Raw genomic sequence first — 16,372 nt, forward strand, 5'->3', positions numbered from 1 at the left:
CGACGCCGCCGCCCCTGGCGGCGCTCGGAACCGGCTCACACGAATTCCTTGAACACCAGCGACGCGTTGGTGCCGCCGAAGCCGAAGGAGTTCGACAGGGCCGCGCGCACGCGGCGCTCCTGCGCGACCTTCGGCACCAGATTCGCGCCCTGGCAGCTCTCGGACGGGTTTTCCAGATTGAGCGTCGGGGGAACGACGCCGTGGTTGATCGCCTTGATCGAATAGATCGCCTCGACCGCACCGGCGGCGCCCAGCAGATGGCCGATCGCCGACTTGGTGGAGGACATGGCAAGCTTGTCCATGGACTCGCCGAACAGGCGCCGCACGGCGCCCAGTTCGATCTCGTCGCCGAGCGGCGTCGATGTCCCGTGGGCGTTGACGTAGTCGATGTCCGACGGGGCGAGGCCGGCACGCTTCAGCGCGTTGCGCATCGCCCGGAAGCCGCCGTTGCCATCCTCCGCCGGGGCGGAGATGTGGTGGGCGTCGCCCGACATGCCGTAGCCGACGACCTCGGCATAGATGGTGGCGCCGCGCTTCCTGGCGTGCTCCAGCTCCTCCAGCACCACGACGCCGGCGCCCTCGCCGATGACGAAGCCGTCGCGGTCCTTGTCGTACGGGCGCGACGCCTTCTCGGGCGTGTCGTTGAAGTTGGTGGACAGCGCGCGCATGGCGGCGAAACCGCCGACGCCCAGACGGCTGACGGCCGCCTCGGTGCCGCCGGCGATCATGACGTCGGCATCATCCAGCATGATCAGACGGGCGGCATCGCCGATGGCGTGCGCGCCGGTCGAGCAGGCGGTGACGACCGCATGGTTGGGACCCTTGAAGCCGTGCTGGATCGAGATGTGGCCGGAGGCCAGATTGATCAGGCAGGCCGGGATGAAGAAGGGCGACAGCCGGCGGGGACCCTTTTCGTGCAGGGTGACCGCACCGTCGGCGATGCCCGGAAGGCCGCCGATGCCGGACCCGACCATGACGCCGGTCCGCTCGCGTTCCTCGTCGGTCTGGGGAGCCCAGCCGGAATCCTTGATGGCTTCGTGCGCCGCGGCGATGGCGAAGATGATGAAGTCATCCATCTTGCGCTGGTCCTTCGGCGGCACGAAGGCGTCGGCGTCGAAATCGCCGTCGCCGGTGCCGCGCGGGACCTGCCCGGCGACCTTGGAGGCCAGGTCGGAGGCGTCGAACCTCGTGATCGCGCGGATTCCCGATTGACTGGAAATCAGCCGCTCCCAGTTCAGCGTATGGCCGACACCCAGCGGCGTGACCAGTCCGAGGCCGGTGACGACGACACGTCTCATGAGGCTGTTCCTTGACCTTTCCTCGCACAAACTCGTCGACGACGGTGTCGTCGACGGCCAGGCCCCGCGTCGCTCAGCACCCGATCGGTGGTGTGCGGCGGCTCGCCTGGCCCTCGGGGGCTAACGCCCGCGGCCCGATCAGGCGGCGGCGTTGGCCTTGATGAAGTCGATGGCGTCCTTCACCGACAGGATCTTCTCGGCGGCGTCGTCCGGGATCTCGACACCGAACTCCTCCTCGAAGGCCATGACCAGCTCGACGGTGTCGAGGCTGTCGGCGCCCAGATCGTCGATGAAGGAGGCGTTCTCCACCACCTTCGACTCCTCGACACCCAGGTGGTCCACAACGATCTTCTTCACGCGCTCGGCGATGTCGCTCATCTTTTAAGACCTTCCAATCCTTGAAACCGCTCGGGATAATCCGGTCGGAGCAACACGCGAAGAACGTGCCGTCCTGCCGCGAAAAGCCCCGTCCGATAACACATTTCGACAGCCTTGACCAGCGCCCGCGCGGGCGTGGCTGGTGTCGCTCTTCACCTGTGGCGATACCGCCGTCAGATCATGGCCATGCCGCCGTTGATGTGCAGCGTCTGGCCTGTGACGTAGGCGGCCTCGTCGCTCGCGAGGTACACGACCCCGGCGGCGATCTCCTCCGGCTGGCCCATGCGGCCGGCCGGAATGGCGGGGAGCAGCTTCTGCTTCTGCTCGTCGTTCAGGGCGTCGGTCATGGCCGTGGTGATGAACCCCGGCGCGACGCAGTTAACGGTTATGTTGCGCGAGGCGAGCTCGGCGGCAAGGGCCTTCGACATGCCGATCAGGCCGGCCTTCGACGCGGCATAGTTGGCCTGGCCCGGATTGCCGGTGACGCCGACGACCGACGTGATGTTGACGATGCGGCCCCAACGGCGCTTCATCATGCCGCGCATCGCGGCGCGCGACAGCCGGAAGGCGGCGGTCAGGTTGACGTCGATGACGGCCTGCCAATCCTCGTCCTTCATGCGCATCGCGATCTGGTCGCGGGTCAGCCCGGCGTTGTTCACCAGGATGTCGATCTTGCCCAGCGCCGCCTCGGCATCCTTGGCAAGCTGTTCGGTCGCCGCGGCATCGGCGAGGTTGCCGGGCACCACGAAGGCGCGCTCGCCCAGTTCGGCGGCCAGGGCCTCCAGAGGGGCGACGCGGGTGCCGGACAGGGCGACGCTGGCGCCGCGGGCATGCAGGGCACGGGCGATCGACGCACCGATGCCGCCGGACGCGCCGGTGACGAGGGCCGACTTGCCGGTCAGATCAAACATGGATGGCCTCACGAGGCTGTTCGTATCAGAGGGTCTTCAGGAACGACTCGACGTCCGCCGGCGCGCCGACCGACATCGCCGTCAGGTCCTTGTCGATGCGCTTGGTCAATCCGGCCAGCACCTTGCCCGACCCGACCTCGACCAGCCGCTCCACCCCCTGCTCCTTCATGAAGAGCACGCATTCGCGCCAGCGCACCATGCCCGTCACCTGCTCCACCAGCAGGCGGCGGATGGCGTTGGGGTCGGACACCGCCGCGGCGGTGACGTTGGCGACCACCGGCACGACCGGCGCCGAAATGGTGACGGCGGCCAGCGCCTCGGCCATGGCGTCGGCGGCCGGCTGCATCAGCGCGCAATGGAAGGGCGCCGACACCGGCAAGCGGACCGAGCGCTTCAGGCCGCGCTCCGCCGCCAGCGTGATCGCGCGGTCGATGGCGTCGGCGCTGCCGGAAATCACCACCTGGCCGGCCGAATTGTCGTTGGCGATGCTGCAGACCTCGCCCTGGGCCGCATCGTCGGCGATCGCCTGCGCCTGCTCCAGGTCGGCGCCCAGCAGGGCAGCCATGGCGCCCTGCCCGACCGGCACGGCCTTCTGCATGGCCTGCCCGCGCAGCTTCAGCAGGCGCGCGGTGTCGGCCAGGGTGAAGGCGCCGGCGGCGCAGAGCGCGGAATACTCGCCCAGCGAATGGCCGGCGACGAAGGCGGCATGCTTGGACAGGTCGACCCCGCCCTCGCTCGCCAGCACCCGCATCACCGCGATGCTGACCGCCATCAGGGCCGGCTGCGCGTTCTCGGTCAGGGTCAGGTCGGCTTCCGGCCCTTCGGCCATCAGGCGCGACAGCCGCTGGTTCAGCGCGTCGTCAACCTCTTCGAAGGTGTGACGAGCGACTTCGAACGCCTCGGCGAGTTCGCGGCCCATGCCGACGGCCTGGCTGCCCTGCCCCGGAAAGACGAACGCCCTGGTCATGCTTCGATGAAACCCTGGATGAAAGCGCCCCGCCCCCTGCGGCGGCACCATGGATTGGGCGACAGTCATACCCTCACTTTTGGGCAAGTCAAGCGATGCGCGATGACCAACGCGCCGGACCGGCGATAAAAAGGTACGAATAAAGTCGGAAGCCCGGAAAAAAAGCGCCGTTTCACCGGCGTTGTACGTGGGCGGCTGCTGTCCGGCTCATGAAGCGGGGGCGTCCGGTCTTGGAACGCCCCCGATGTTCGGCAAAGGATGTTCAGCAGAGGACCGGCGCGGCTACGCCTTGCCCACCAGCGCCGCCCGCGACCAGGGCCGGAGCTGGGCCAGCGCCTCCAGCACCATCGGCCCGGCGATGCCGGCCAGCAGCGCCGCGCAGAAGACGAGGCCGTCCCCGGCCCCCAGCTTGTGAAGCACCACCCGCGCCGCCGCGGCGAACATCGCGTGGTAGAGATAGATCGCGTAGGACGACTTGCCGACGGTCCGGAAGGTCCGGCTGTGCGGCATGGCGTGGAGCAGTGTCACGGCGCCGCCCATGCCGCACAGCAGCGCGACGCTGCTGTTCCAGCCGAAATGCGGCAGAAGCCCCCACAGCGACGCCTGGTGCAGTGCCACCCCGAGCCCCAGCGCCACGCCGGCCACCCCCAGCAGCGCCCGCACCGGCACCAGCGAACGGAAGCGCGTGACGCCGACACCGAGCAGGAAATGCGGGAAGAGGAAGCACGCCTCGTTCACCGAGAAGACGTTGGCTTCGGTATGGACCGTCAGGCAGGCGGCAACGGCGGCGGCCATGGCCAGGGCGAATCCGAGCGGCCGCTCGATCAGCCGCAGGGCGTCGAGCAGGCCGACCGCGGCGAAGATCAGGAACAGCGCCTGCAGGTACCAGAAATGCGCATAGGGGAAGACATAGATCTGCCACATCGAGTCGGGAGCGCCGGTGGCATGGGCGCCCGGCGTCTTGGTTTGCAGCAGGTAGAAGGCCGCAGATACCAGCAGGAACGGCAGGCCCAGGCGCCGCAGCTTCTTCAGGAAGAAGGTCGAAAGCTGGTCTGCCCGCGCCGGCTTCAGGGCGTAGACCAGGCCGGAGATGAAGGTGAAGAGCGGCATGCGGATCAGCTCGAAGCTGTCCGTCGCATAGCGGTAGATCGACCCGTCGGACACCTGCATGCCCGATCCGGGGATCCCGACCACGTGATAGGCGACCAGCAGGATGCAGGCCAGCCCCCTCAACTCCACGACATTGTATGGCAACGCGGTGTTGCGCATGATCTTCCCCCCAGGCGCCGCCGTGGCGCCGGTTGCGATGGCTGCCCGGCCCCGCCCCAGCGGGAGCGTTGCCGGTGGCGACCAGCGCAACATGGCAATCGCAGCTCTGGATTGCACTTGGTTCAAATGTGGAGCAACTTTATCCTGAGCGATAGCCGAGGTGGCGCTGGCGTTACCCAGCAGAGGCCGAGCTGGCCAAAGGGGGCCGGCCGCGACGCTCCCCATCCCCTCCACCCGCGCCGTTTCGATCGCGCTGGAGCTGTCCCTAATTTCCCTTGCTACCCCGGCCGGCCTGTGCATACTGCGCCGCTTCATAACTCCTTGCCGGCGGTCCGCCGTCGGCTAGGCCCGGGCGGCTGACCCGATCCATGAGGGATCTGACCCAGCGCCGGACCATGAACAGCCATGGGGAGTGCAATGGCACTTTACGAGTGCGTGCTGATCGCACGCCAGGACATCTCGGCCGCCCAGGCCGAGCAGCTCACCGAGCAGTTCTCGCAGATCGTCCGTGACAACGGCGGCACGATCGCCAAGAACGAGTACTGGGGTCTGAAGACCCTCACCTACAAGATCAAGAAGAACCGCAAGGGTCATTACACCCTGCTGAACATCGACGCGCCGGCCGCCGCCGTCGCCGAGATGGAGCGGAACATGACCATCAGCGAAGACGTCCTGCGCTTCATGACCGTCCGCGTCGACAGCCTCGATGCGAACCCGTCGGCGATGATGCAGAGCCGCAACGAGCGTGGCGAGCGCGGTGAGCGCGGCGACCGCGGTCCGCGCCGCTTCGACGACCGCGGCCCGCGTCCGCCGCGCCGCCAGGAAAACGTTGCCGCCGCCGAAGGGGAGACCGCGTAAATGAGCGACAAGCAGACCACGGCCGCTCCGGCCCGCACCGGCGGTGCCCGTCGCCCGTTCTTCCGCCGCCGCAAGACCTGCCCGTTCTCCGGCGCGAACGCTCCGGCGATCGACTACAAGGACGTCAAGCTGCTGTCGCGCTTCATCTCCGAGCGCGGCAAGATCGTCCCGAGCCGCATCACCGCGGTCTCGACGAAGAAGCAGCGTGAGCTGGCCCGCGCCATCAAGCGCGCCCGTTTCCTGGCCCTTCTCCCCTACGTGGTGAAGTAAGCCCGGCAACGGCCGAATATCTTCGGCGACGGTTTCTCAAGGAAGGTTTCTCAAGGGGTTCCCAATGGCCCTGGGTCCGGCCCTGCCGGTGGTGGTCGCCGTCGGCGGCGGTCTGGTCAGCGCGGCCTTCTACCTGTCGGTGATGTTCGGCGGTATGGGTGCGCTGATCCTGGGCTACCTGGCTCCGTTGCCATTGTTCCTGACGGGGCTGTGGCTCGGGACGCCCGCCGTCGTGCTTGCCGGCCTTGCCGGCGGTGCATCGGTGTTCATGGGAACCTCCGGCAGCGCGCTGGTGGGATTGTCCTACCTGGTGACCGGGGCTGCCCCGGCCATCCTGGTGGTCCGGCAGTCCCTGCTGGCGCGCCTGCGCGAGGATGGAAACCTCGAATGGTATCCGCCCGGACGGGTCCTGATGGGCCTGACCGGGCTGGGGGTGGCGGCGCTGCTCGCCGCGGTGATCCTGACGTTCGACCAGCCCGGCGGGCTGGAAGGAATGATGCGTCAGACGCTGGCCCGGATTTTCGAGCCGGCGTTCCGCATGCAGGGCCAGGAGGCCCCGGATCCCGCGGATTTCTGGGTGGCTGCCATCCTGCCGGGACTGGTGGCGGTGTCATGGCTTGTCATGACCATCGTCAACGCAGTGCTGGCGCAGGGGGCGCTGATGCGGTTCGGCCGCAACCGGCGTCCCGCGATGCGCCTGGCAGAGCTGGAGTTGCCGAACTGGCTGGCACCGCTGTTCGCGGTGTCGGTCCTGGCGGCGACGGCCGCACCGGGAACCGCAGGGTTCCTGGCGGTCAATCTGGCGCTGATCCTGGCGGTACCGTTCGCCTTCGCCGGGCTTTCGGTGGTCCATGTAGTCGCCAGCCGGCGGTCGGCACGCACGCTGATCCTGGTCGGCTTCTACATGATGCTGTTTCTCTTCGGGTGGCCGATCCTGCTTTTGGTCGGCCTGGGCATGATCGAGCAATGGATCGGGCTGCGCCGCCGGTTTTCCCCCGCGGCCCCCGGTCAGGAGGACGAGTGATGGAAGTTATTCTGCTGGAGCGGGTCGAGAAGCTCGGCCAGATGGGCCAGGTCGTGAAGGTTCGGCCCGGCTTCGCCCGCAACTATCTGCTGCCGCAGAAGAAGGCCATGCGCGCCACCAAGGCGAACCTGGCGGTCTTCGAGAAGCAGAAGGCCCACCTTGAGGCGATGAACCTCGAGCGCCGCAAGGACGCCGAGCAGGTCGCCGGCAAGATGACCGACGTGACGGTGGTCGTCATCCGCCAGGCCGCCGAGACCGGCGTGCTCTACGGTTCGGTGACCACCCGCGACGTCGCCGATGCCCTGACCGCGGCCGGCTATTCGGTCGACCGCAAGCAGGTCCAGATCGACACCCCGATCAAGACGCTGGGGCTGTTCAAGCTGCGCGTCGTCCTGCATCCGGAAGTGTCGATCACCGTCACGGTGAACGTCGCCCGGTCGGCCGAAGAGGCCGAACTGCAGGCCCAGCGCGGTGGCATGATCACCGCCGCCGACCTGCGCGACGACGACGAGGAAGAAGAGACCTTCGTCGAAGAGACCGCGACCGAAGAGGAGCAGGGCTGACCGCCCTGCCCCGCAGCGGCGACCGGATAGCCGGCGCCGCTGCATCGTCGCACCGCTCGTCCGAAAGCCGCCCGCCCCGTCCGGGGCCGGGCGGCTTTTCGCATTCCCGGCCCGTGAGCGTTTGCGCGCTCCTCCGGTCGACAGGCAAGAGGTCAGCGATGTCCGAATTGGGTAGCAGTCCTGACCGATTGCCAGATTGTCGCACCCCTCCCTGCGCGTCATCCTTGAACCGGCACCGCGCAAGGAGTTCGGTATGCTATTGGTTCGTCTGCTGGCCGCCGCCATGGGCGACGAAACGCTCGACCTCGTCACCGCCGATGGAAAGCGTCACAGGATCGGATCGGGTCCGCCGAAGCTGACCATCCGGCTGCACGATCGCGCGATCGAACGCGAGTTGATCGTGAACCCCCGCCTGAAGTTCGGCGAAGCCTTCATGGACGGCCGGATGACCATCGAGGGGGGAACCATCTATGACCTGCTCGCGATGGTGATGAGCGGCGCCGAGGTCCAGGGCGCGCTCGGCCGCATGGCGGAGTCTGTGGCGCCGCTGCTGCGCCGCCTTCAGCAGTACAATCCCATGCGCCGGTCGCGGCACAACGTCGAGCACCACTACAACCTGTCCAAGGAGCTGTACCAGCTCTTCCTCGACCGCGACATGCAGTATTCCTGCGCCTATTTCCCGACGCCCGGCATTTCGCTGGACGACGCGCAGGAAGCCAAGAAGCGGCACATCGCCGCCAAGCTCCTGCTGGAGCCGGGCGTCCGGGTCCTGGACATCGGTTGCGGCTGGGGCGGCATGGCGCTGTATCTGGCCAGGCACACCGGCGCCAGGGTCACCGGCATCACCCTGTCATCGGAGCAGTTGGCGGTTGCCCAGGGCCGGGCGCGGGACGCCGGGCTTGAGGATCTGGTGACCTTCGAGTTGCGCGACTACCGCGAGTTCGCCGCAGCCAACCGCGGCGCCTTCGACCGCATCGTGTCGGTGGGCATGTTCGAGCATGTCGGCGTGCCGCATTACCGCGATTATTTCAACGCCGTCCGCGACATGCTGCACGAGGACGGCGTGGCGCTGATCCATTCGATCGGGCGGCTGGACGGGCCGGGCAGCACCAATGCCTGGATGCGCAAGTACATCTTCCCCGGCGGCTATTCGCCCGCCCTGTCGGAAGTCCTGCCGGTCATCGAGAAATCGGGCCTGCTGACCACCGACGTCGAGGTGCTGCGGCTGCACTACGCCGAAACGCTGCGCCATTGGCGCCAGCGCTTCGACGCCCGGCGCGACGAGGTGCGGGCGCTGTACGACGAGCGATTCTGCCGGATGTGGGATTTCTACCTCGCCGGCTCCGAACTGGCTTTCCGGCTTCAGGGCCACATGGTGTTCCAGGTGCAGGTCGCCCGCTCCCTCAACGCCGTTCCGCTGACCCGAGACTACATGCTGGACGCCGAGCGCGAGCTTGCCGCCAAGGCCGGCAGCGTGCCGGCGCCCCCCCGGTCGATGTGCGCTGCGGAGTCGGCCGCGGAGTGAACCGCCCTGGGGATGGCGGCCGCTGCCGCGGCGGACGGCTCCGCCCGTCGCGCGCGGCATTCGGCCGTCGCCACGGCCCCGGCCGGGTAACCGGTAATACCAATTGATCATCATCGCCGGCCAAACCGCTGCTTTGCAAGCAGATTCCTGCGACATCGGCGCCGGAGACCGCCGCCGTGCCTTCCTTTCGGCAACGTGGCGATGCTATATAACCGCGATTGATTTCCGCCCGGGGTACCGGGGAGCCACCCATGCGGCATGCTCCCCGGCAACAAGCGCCCGCTGGACGACGCGCCCGGCTCCCAAGGAATGACACCGCCCTTACCCGTTCGGGGAGATCTCGCACCAATGACCAAGATCAAGGTAGCCAATCCGATCGTCGAACTCGACGGCGACGAGATGACGCGCATCATCTGGCAGTTCATCAAAGACAAGCTGATCCTGCCCTACCTCGACATCGACCTGAAGTACTACGACCTCGGCATCGAGAACCGGGACAAGACCGACGACAAGGTCACCGTCGAGTCCGCGAACGCCATCAAGCAGTATGGCGTCGGCGTGAAGTGCGCGACCATCACCCCGGACGAGGCGCGGGTGAAGGAGTTCAACCTCAAGAAGATGTGGAAGTCGCCGAATGGCACGATCCGCAACATCCTGGGCGGCACCGTCTTCCGCGAGCCGATCGTCTGCTCGAACGTCCCGCGCTACGTGCCGGGCTGGACCAAGCCGATCATCATCGGCCGTCACGCCTTCGGCGACCAGTACAAGGCCACCGACTTCGTCGTTCCGGGTCCGGGCAAGCTGACCATCAAGTGGGAAGCGGCCGAGGGCGGCGAGAAGATCGAGCATGAGGTCTACGACTTCCCCGGCGCCGGCGTGGCGATGGGCATGTACAACCTCGACGAGTCGATCGAGGGCTTCGCCCATTCCAGCTTCATGTACGGCCTGGAGCGCGGCTACTCGGTCTATCTGTCGACGAAGAACACGATCCTGAAGGCCTATGACGGCCGCTTCAAGGACATCTTCCAGAAGATCTTCGACGAAACCTACGCCGACCAGTTCAAGGCCAAGGGCCTGGTCTACGAGCACCGCCTGATCGACGACATGGTCGCATCGGCCCTGAAGTGGGAAGGCGGCTTCGTCTGGGCCTGCAAGAACTACGACGGCGACGTGGAGTCGGACGTGGTGGCGCAGGGCTTCGGCTCGCTCGGCCTGATGACCTCGGTGCTGGTGACGCCGGACGGCAAGACCGTCGAGGCCGAGGCCGCCCACGGCACGGTGACCCGCCACTACCGCGAGCACCAGAAGGGCAAGGAAACCTCGACCAACCCGATCGCGTCGATCTACGCCTGGACGCAGGGCCTGGCCTATCGCGGCAAGTTCGACAACACGCCGGACGTCGTCAAGTTCGCCCAGACGCTTGAGCGCGTCTGCGTCGAGACCGTCGAATCCGGCTACATGACCAAGGATCTCGCCATCCTGATCGGCCCGCAGCAGCCGTGGCTGACCACCAAGCAGTTCCTGGACAAGCTGTCCGACAACCTCGAGAAGAAGATGGCCGCCTGGTCGTAAGACCACCGGCCTCGACATCGAGGGTGCGACGCCGCGTCCGGGTCAAACCGGACCGCGGGTCGGCTAGGGTTCGGGCGGGGAGTTTCGGCTCCCCGCTTTTTTTATTGCTTCAGGAAGGACCCAAGCCGATGCCCACCGAACTGTTCCGCGTCGCCGTCGTCGGCGCCGGCGAGACCGGCACGCCGCTGCTGCGCAAGCTGCTGGACGCGCCCTTCGTCGAGGTGGCAGGCGTCGCCGATCTCGACCCCGATGTGGCGGGCATGCGCCTCGCCCGTGAACGCGGTGTCCGGACGACCACCAACCTGATGGATCTGGCCGGGATGGGCGAGGCGCTCGACGTGCTGATCGACGTCACCGGCGTTCCCGCCGTCCGCGAGTCCCTGCGCAAGGCGATGCAGGACACCGGCAACCACCATACGGTCATCGTGCACGAGGTGGTCGTGCAGCTCATGCTGTCGCTGCTGCACGGCGATCTGGTCCAACTGAAGCACGACACCACCGACTATTGAGGCGGCTGCCGGCGCCATTGCCCCCGGAGCGAAAAGCCGCATGATGCGGATGGGGGCACCCCGGCGGTGCCCATCCTCGAACGGAGCGGTCCACCGATGGATCTCGGGTTATTCGTCATCGCGGCTTTCATCCTGGTCGTCGTCCTGGCGATAACCAGCGTCCGGATCGTTCCGCAGGGCTTCAATCACATCGTCGAACGGCTGGGCCGCTACCAGGAAACGCTGTCGCCGGGCTTCAACGTGATCTTCCCGGTCATCAGTTCGGTCCGCGCGAAGGTCGACATGCGCGAGACGGTGGTCGACGTTCCGGAGCAGAGCGTCATCACCAAGGACAATGCCGCCGTGGTCGCCGACGGCGTTCTCTATTTCCAGGTTCTCGATCCGGTCAAGGCGACCTACGAGGTCAGCGACCTGCAACGGGCGATCCAGACGCTGGCGATGACCACCACCCGCACGGTGATGGGATCCATGGACCTGGACGAGTTGCTGAGCCAGCGCGAGGCGATCAATGCCAGCCTGCTTCGTGCGGTCGACGAGGCGACGGCCTCGTGGGGCGTGCGGGTGACGCGCATCGAACTGCGCGACATCACGCCGCCCGCCGACATCGTCCAGGCGATGGGCAGGCAGCTCAAGGCCGAGCGCGACCGCCGCGCCCAGATCCTGGAGGCCGACGCCGAGAAGGAGAGCCAGATCCGCATCGCCCAAGGCAAGCTGGAGGCTGCCAAGCTGGAGGCCGAGGCGCGCGAGCGCTTGGCAGAGGCGGAGGCCAAGGCCACCCGCCTGGTCTCGGAAGCGGTGGCGCAGGGGTCCACCCAGGCGCTCGGCTATTTCCTCGGCCAGAAATACATGGAGGCGCTGAAGGCGTTCGCCGTGTCGCCGAACCAGAAGACCATGGTGCTTCCGGTCGAGCTGGCCGGAGTCGCCGGCGCGCTCGCCGGGCTGAGCGAGCTGATGCGGGAGGCCGCACCGCCGCGCGATCCCGTACCGCCGCGCGGTGGCTCCCCGGTCCGGCCGGCGGCATCCGGCCCCTGGTCGGCGCCATCCGCACCGAAATCGGACGGGATCTGACGATGTCGCCGATGCTGTGGGGAGCGACCGGTGCGCTTCTGGTCGCCGCCGAACTGGTGGTCCCCGGCATCTTCCTGATCTGGTTCGGCGGCGCGGCGCTGCTGACCGGGCTGGTCGTCGCGCTGTCGGGCGACTGGGGGTTGGTCAACGAAGCCGCCTTCTTCACCATCGCGGCGGGCGCCGCGGTGTCGGCGGCCATCATCCTTGCCCGGCGGCGCAAGGGGGTGGCCGCGGCGGATGCCGGGCGCATCAACGACCGTGCGGGGCAACTCATCGGCCGTCAGGTCGTGCTGACCGAGGCGATCGTCAACGGCCACGGAAAACTGTTCGTCGGCGACACGCTGTGGCCGGTGGAAGGGCCGGACCGGCCGGCCGGCACGCCGATGGTCGTGGCCGGGCACAGCGGCATGGTGCTGGTGCTGCGCGAGGCGCCAGCGGGTGGAAACCCGCCGTGCCCTCCCCACCCCGTCGCGCAGGAGCGGGAGTAGGCCGCGGCGGCGCGCGCCATAGAGTCTGTCTGGTGCTTATTGAAGCACCGGACAGACCCCGGAGCCCCGCCCAACAAAAAGGCCCGCCTCTCCCTCGGAGAGCGGGCCTTTTTGAATGGCCGTCCGCCCGTTCAGGCGGCGCCGACGTTGCGATCCTCGTCGCGCTTCTTGCTGCCGGAGGTCGGCTGGTAGGCGAGCGCCGCATGCTCCGCGCAGTAGGGCATGCCCGACAGCGCCGTCTTGCCGCAGAAGTGGAAATCCTGGTGCTTGGGATCGCCCACCGGCCATTTGCACATCCGCTCCGTCAGGGCGAGGATGGTGGCGCCGCGGGTGGGCTTCTTCTTGATGGGTGACGGCCGGCCGGACAGACCCAGGCGATGGGCCTTGCCGATGACGGCGTTGCGGGTGATGTCTCCCAGCGTCTCGGCGATCTCGCTCGCGCTCAAACCCTGGGACCAGAGATCCTTGAGCTGTTGAATCCGCTCGTCCGTCCAACTCATCCCCGAGTACTCCCGATCCGGTGTCCGGTTCTGCTGTGGCCGATGGGTCACGGTCTAGCGCCGATTTCCATAAGCCGCAACATTTTGTGCCAGCCGGAGACGAAGCTACCAGATGACGGCCGCTCACGGTAGAGGGGCGCGGCAACATTCCTGTTGATAACTCCGTGGGTAGAATCAGGAATTCATTTTCCCATACACCTCCTCGGCCACTCCGGACAGGGTGTCGCGATCGGCCTCGCCAGTGACCGCAATCGCCAACCCATTGTCCTGCCAATACAAAGCGCGGAGCCCGTCGTCCTGGGCGAAGCGGAAGGCGGAACCGGAGGTGTTGGGAGAGGGCCGGATATACAACGTGATGCGGCGCCCTGCCGCATCCTCGTACATGTAAAGAGCCACAGGGCCAGCGGAATCGGCCAAAAGCCGCCCGCCGATCAATTGATAGCCACCACGTGTGACCGTTGGGCAACGCATGCTCTTGCCCAGCCGCTTCGACAGCCAGTTGACCAGATGGGCCTCCTGGTCGACCCCGATCTCGACCGGATGGCGGACCTCGACCGAGAAGACGCGGTGGGCGGCGACGGCGTCGGCGATGAAGGCGGCGGTCAGCGGATCGGCATGCCAGCCGACACGGTCGCGCAGCAGCCAGCCGCTGGCGCCGCCGGCGACGAACACCAGCAGGGAGGCGGCGACCGCCAGCCCGCCCACGGCCGCACGGCTCCAGCCCCTGCCCCATGCCGCGCCCCATGTCGCCTCCCGGATCATACCCCATCGCCGCGGGGGTTTGTCGTCGGGCTCTCGGGCGGCGAAGGGCGGCGTCAACCGGTCGGGCAGCGGCTGGTCGAGCAGCGGCCCGAAGCTCTGCATCATCAGGCTGCGCTGCGCGCGGTAACGCTCCAGGCGCAGGGCGTCTTCGGGATGGTCGGCAAGATGGCGCTCGACCTCGGCCAGGCGCTCTTCCGGCAACTCGCCGTCCAGCCAAGCGTGCAGGTCTGCCTCGGTCACCGGATTGCGGTTGCCGCTCATCATTTGATCCTCCTCACCACCTGCTGCGCTCCGCCGTCCAGCAGGGTCCTCAGCTTTTCGCGCGCCCGGGCCAGCCGCGACATCACCGTCCCGATCGGCAGTTCCAGCACCTCCGCCACCTCGCGGTAGGACAGGCCTTCCATTCCCGTCAGCAGCAGGATGGTGCGGTGTTCGTCGGTCAGTTGGGCGAAGGCACGGACGAAGTCGCGCACGGCGCCGCGGTCGGCCGCCGGCGCGCTCAGCGCCATGTCGTCGGCCAGCTCCTCCACCGGCACCTCGGTGCCGCGGCGGCGGCGGCCACGCTGGCCGGAAATGTACAGGTTGTGCAGGATCGTCATCAGCCAGCCGCCGAGCTTCGACGGATCGCGTAGGGCATGGCGGTTGGCCAGCGCCTTCTCGACACAGTCCTGCACCAGATCGTCGGCGTCCGGCCGGTTGCCCACCAGGGCGGTGGCGTAGCGCCGCAGCCGCGGCACATGCGCGGCGATGGCGTGGTCGTCGATGTCGGGGGGGCTCATGTCGGGTCCGGCTTTGGCGTCGTCACCGGGGATGACGCTTCCATCCGGTCCTTTATTCCCGGCTGCCACGCGCGCTCACAGCCCCGGCGACGAGAAGCCTGCCTTGCCGTCGAAGTTGCACAGGTTCTCGGTCTGGGTGAAGTCGATGCCGGCATCGGCCAGCCGCCCCAGCAGCTCGACGATGGCGCCGTGCTGCACCGGCCCGCTCTGCGACAGGAAACGGCAACGCCAATGGTCGGTGCAGAAGACGCCGAGGTTGCCGTCGGGCCAGACCCGCTGCGACCGGTTGGAGATCGTGGCAAGCTTCATCGTCTCGGTCGACAGCGGCAGGATCAGTTCCGCCAGATCGTCCGGTTCGCCGCCCGACCATTGCAGGAAGACGTCGACCCCCACCAGTTCCTTCACGGCGCGGACGCGCGGCGCCAGCCGGTTCAAGCCGTCGTAGGCCGGCCGCGCGGTGGAATAGCCGACCGGCGCCATCGTCACCGGCGTCTGTCCCAGCCGCTCCACCACCGCATCGGCGAAGGCGTGGGTGCCGGCGCGCACGCGCCCCAGGCCGCGGGCGTAGATGTCGGCGGTGTGGACGCCGTCCTCGATCGTCTTCAGCCAGGCATTGTGGATGCGCGCCGCGATGTCGCCCTGGCCGATATGGACCAGCATCATCACCGCGGCCATCAGCAGCCCCGACGGGTTGGCGATGCCCTGCCCGGCGATCATCGGGGCGGAGCCGTGGATCGCCTCGAACATGGCGCAGGTCTCGCCGATGTTGGCGGAGCCGGCGAGCCCGACCGAACCCGTGAGCTGTGCGGCGATGTCCGACACGATGTCGCCGTACAGGTTCAGGGTGACGATGACGTCGAAGCGTTCCGGCTGGTCGGCCAGCCGGGCGGCGCCGATGTCGACGATCATGTGGTCGGCCTTGATCTCCGGGTAATCCGCGGCGATCTCGTAGAAGATCTTCAGGAACAGCCCGTCCGTCATCTTCATGACGTTGTCCTTGACGAAGGCCGTCACCTTCTGGCGATGGTTGGACCGGGCGAAATCGAAGGCGTAGCGGACGATGCGCTCCGACCCCGGGCGGGAGATCAGCTTCACCGACTGGATCACGTCGTCGGTCTGCCGGTGCTCGATCCCGGCGTAGAGATCCTCCTCGTTCTCGCGGATGATCACCACGTCCATGCGCGGGTGCCGCGTGCGCACATAGGGATGATAGGACACGCAGGGCCGCACGTTGGCGAACAGCCCGAGCGTGGTGCGGGCGACCACGTTCAGCGACTTGTTGCCGTAGCCCTGCGGCATGGTGATCGGGCCTTTCAGGAAGACCCGGGTGCGGCGGATCGATCCCCAGCCGGCGGCGTCCAGTCCGCCGGGATGGCCGCGCTTGTAGACCGCCTCGCCGGCCGGAACCTCCTCCACCTTGAGCCGCGCGCCTGCCGCGTTCATCACATGCAGCACCGCGTCGGTGATTTCCGGGCCGATGCCGTCGCCTCTCGCGACCGTGATGGGGGTGATGTCACGCATGCACTCACTCCAAGGGGACGCGCGACCGTAGACGGAAACCGGGGGCTTTTTCAATGGTTGGCGGCGGCGGCAAAAAGCGCCGGAAAGCGGCGGCCGGCGCCTTGCGCGGG

The 16,372-nt window shown here is 67.5% G+C and carries 18 protein-coding genes; 9 read left to right on the plus strand and 9 right to left on the minus strand.

The features are described from left to right. Window positions 1-35: 35 nt before the first annotated feature. The 5 genes from fabF to J2850_RS06470 form a co-directional block, all read right to left on the minus strand. Window positions 36-1,298, minus strand: coding sequence for a beta-ketoacyl-ACP synthase II (gene fabF / locus J2850_RS06450; protein WP_209979974.1), 1,263 nt, complete (start codon window positions 1,296-1,298; stop codon window positions 36-38). A gap of 138 nt (window positions 1,299-1,436) precedes the next feature. Beyond that, window positions 1,437-1,676: an acyl carrier protein gene (locus J2850_RS06455; protein WP_014247969.1), complete on the minus strand. Its 240-nt coding sequence runs from the start codon at window positions 1,674-1,676 to the stop codon at window positions 1,437-1,439. A 173-nt stretch (window positions 1,677-1,849) separates the two neighbouring features. Next, window positions 1,850-2,587 (minus strand): 3-oxoacyl-[acyl-carrier-protein] reductase, encoded by a 738-nt coding sequence (gene fabG, locus J2850_RS06460; RefSeq protein WP_209979976.1) that lies wholly within the window; start codon window positions 2,585-2,587, stop codon window positions 1,850-1,852. 25 nt (window positions 2,588-2,612) lie between these two features. Next, window positions 2,613-3,554: an ACP S-malonyltransferase gene (gene fabD / locus J2850_RS06465; protein WP_209979977.1), complete on the minus strand. Its 942-nt coding sequence runs from the start codon at window positions 3,552-3,554 to the stop codon at window positions 2,613-2,615. 282 nt (window positions 3,555-3,836) lie between these two features. Continuing rightward, window positions 3,837-4,823 carry an acyltransferase family protein gene (locus tag J2850_RS06470; protein ID WP_209979979.1) on the minus strand — a complete coding sequence of 329 codons (987 nt, stop codon included), beginning with the start codon at window positions 4,821-4,823 and terminating at the stop codon, window positions 3,837-3,839. Between the two features lie 417 nt (window positions 4,824-5,240). On the opposite strand from J2850_RS06470, the gene rpsF reads away from it, so the two are divergent. The 9 genes from rpsF to J2850_RS06515 all read left to right on the plus strand — a co-directional run bounded on the left by rpsF (window position 5,241) and on the right by J2850_RS06515 (window position 12,700). Further along, the gene (rpsF, locus tag J2850_RS06475; protein WP_209979980.1) at window positions 5,241-5,681 is read left to right on the plus strand and encodes a 30S ribosomal protein S6; all 441 of its coding nucleotides are present in this window, start codon (window positions 5,241-5,243) and stop codon (window positions 5,679-5,681) included. Beyond that, complete coding sequence (gene rpsR / locus J2850_RS06480; protein WP_209979982.1) at window positions 5,682-5,951, plus strand: 30S ribosomal protein S18; 270 nt, start codon at window positions 5,682-5,684, stop codon at window positions 5,949-5,951. A gap of 64 nt (window positions 5,952-6,015) precedes the next feature. Next, window positions 6,016-6,975, plus strand: coding sequence for a YybS family protein (locus J2850_RS06485; protein WP_209979984.1), 960 nt, complete (start codon window positions 6,016-6,018; stop codon window positions 6,973-6,975). Beyond that, complete coding sequence (rplI, locus tag J2850_RS06490) at window positions 6,975-7,538, plus strand: 50S ribosomal protein L9 (RefSeq protein WP_209979986.1); 564 nt, start codon at window positions 6,975-6,977, stop codon at window positions 7,536-7,538. Before J2850_RS06485 ends, rplI begins: the two co-directional genes overlap by 1 nt. Window positions 7,539-7,791: 253 nt before the next feature. Then, window positions 7,792-9,063 carry an SAM-dependent methyltransferase gene (locus tag J2850_RS06495; RefSeq protein WP_209979988.1) on the plus strand — a complete coding sequence of 424 codons (1,272 nt, stop codon included), beginning with the start codon at window positions 7,792-7,794 and terminating at the stop codon, window positions 9,061-9,063. Window positions 9,064-9,411: 348 nt separating this feature from the next. Further along, the gene (locus J2850_RS06500) at window positions 9,412-10,635 is read left to right on the plus strand and encodes an NADP-dependent isocitrate dehydrogenase (protein WP_209979990.1); all 1,224 of its coding nucleotides are present in this window, start codon (window positions 9,412-9,414) and stop codon (window positions 10,633-10,635) included. A gap of 128 nt (window positions 10,636-10,763) precedes the next feature. Further along, window positions 10,764-11,144 (plus strand): oxidoreductase, encoded by a 381-nt coding sequence (locus tag J2850_RS06505; RefSeq protein WP_209979992.1) that lies wholly within the window; start codon window positions 10,764-10,766, stop codon window positions 11,142-11,144. Window positions 11,145-11,240: 96 nt separating this feature from the next. Continuing rightward, entirely contained in the window at window positions 11,241-12,212 is a 972-nt protein-coding gene (locus J2850_RS06510; protein WP_246512845.1) for an SPFH domain-containing protein, read from the plus strand. Between the two features lie 2 nt (window positions 12,213-12,214). Continuing rightward, window positions 12,215-12,700, plus strand: a complete 486-nt coding sequence (locus J2850_RS06515) for an NfeD family protein (RefSeq protein WP_209979994.1) — start codon at window positions 12,215-12,217, stop codon at window positions 12,698-12,700. 131 nt (window positions 12,701-12,831) lie between these two features. Here J2850_RS06515 and J2850_RS06520 read toward each other — a convergent pair whose 3' ends face one another. The 4 genes from J2850_RS06520 to J2850_RS06535 form a co-directional block, all read right to left on the minus strand. Then, window positions 12,832-13,200, minus strand: coding sequence for a GcrA family cell cycle regulator (locus J2850_RS06520; RefSeq protein ID WP_209979996.1), 369 nt, complete (start codon window positions 13,198-13,200; stop codon window positions 12,832-12,834). Between the two features lie 174 nt (window positions 13,201-13,374). Then, window positions 13,375-14,226: an anti-sigma factor family protein gene (locus tag J2850_RS06525; protein WP_246512846.1), complete on the minus strand. Its 852-nt coding sequence runs from the start codon at window positions 14,224-14,226 to the stop codon at window positions 13,375-13,377. Continuing rightward, a complete protein-coding gene (locus J2850_RS06530; RefSeq protein ID WP_211113801.1) occupies window positions 14,223-14,741 on the minus strand; it encodes an RNA polymerase sigma factor in 519 nt (172 codons plus the stop codon). The genes J2850_RS06525 and J2850_RS06530 overlap by 4 nt, the downstream gene beginning before the upstream one ends. Window positions 14,742-14,816: 75 nt before the next feature. Continuing rightward, the gene (locus tag J2850_RS06535) at window positions 14,817-16,262 is read right to left on the minus strand and encodes an NADP-dependent isocitrate dehydrogenase (RefSeq protein WP_209979998.1); all 1,446 of its coding nucleotides are present in this window, start codon (window positions 16,260-16,262) and stop codon (window positions 14,817-14,819) included. Window positions 16,263-16,372: the final 110 nt, after the last annotated feature.

The organism is Azospirillum picis (assembly GCF_017876115.1).
Classification (GTDB): domain Bacteria; phylum Pseudomonadota; class Alphaproteobacteria; order Azospirillales; family Azospirillaceae; genus Azospirillum; species Azospirillum picis.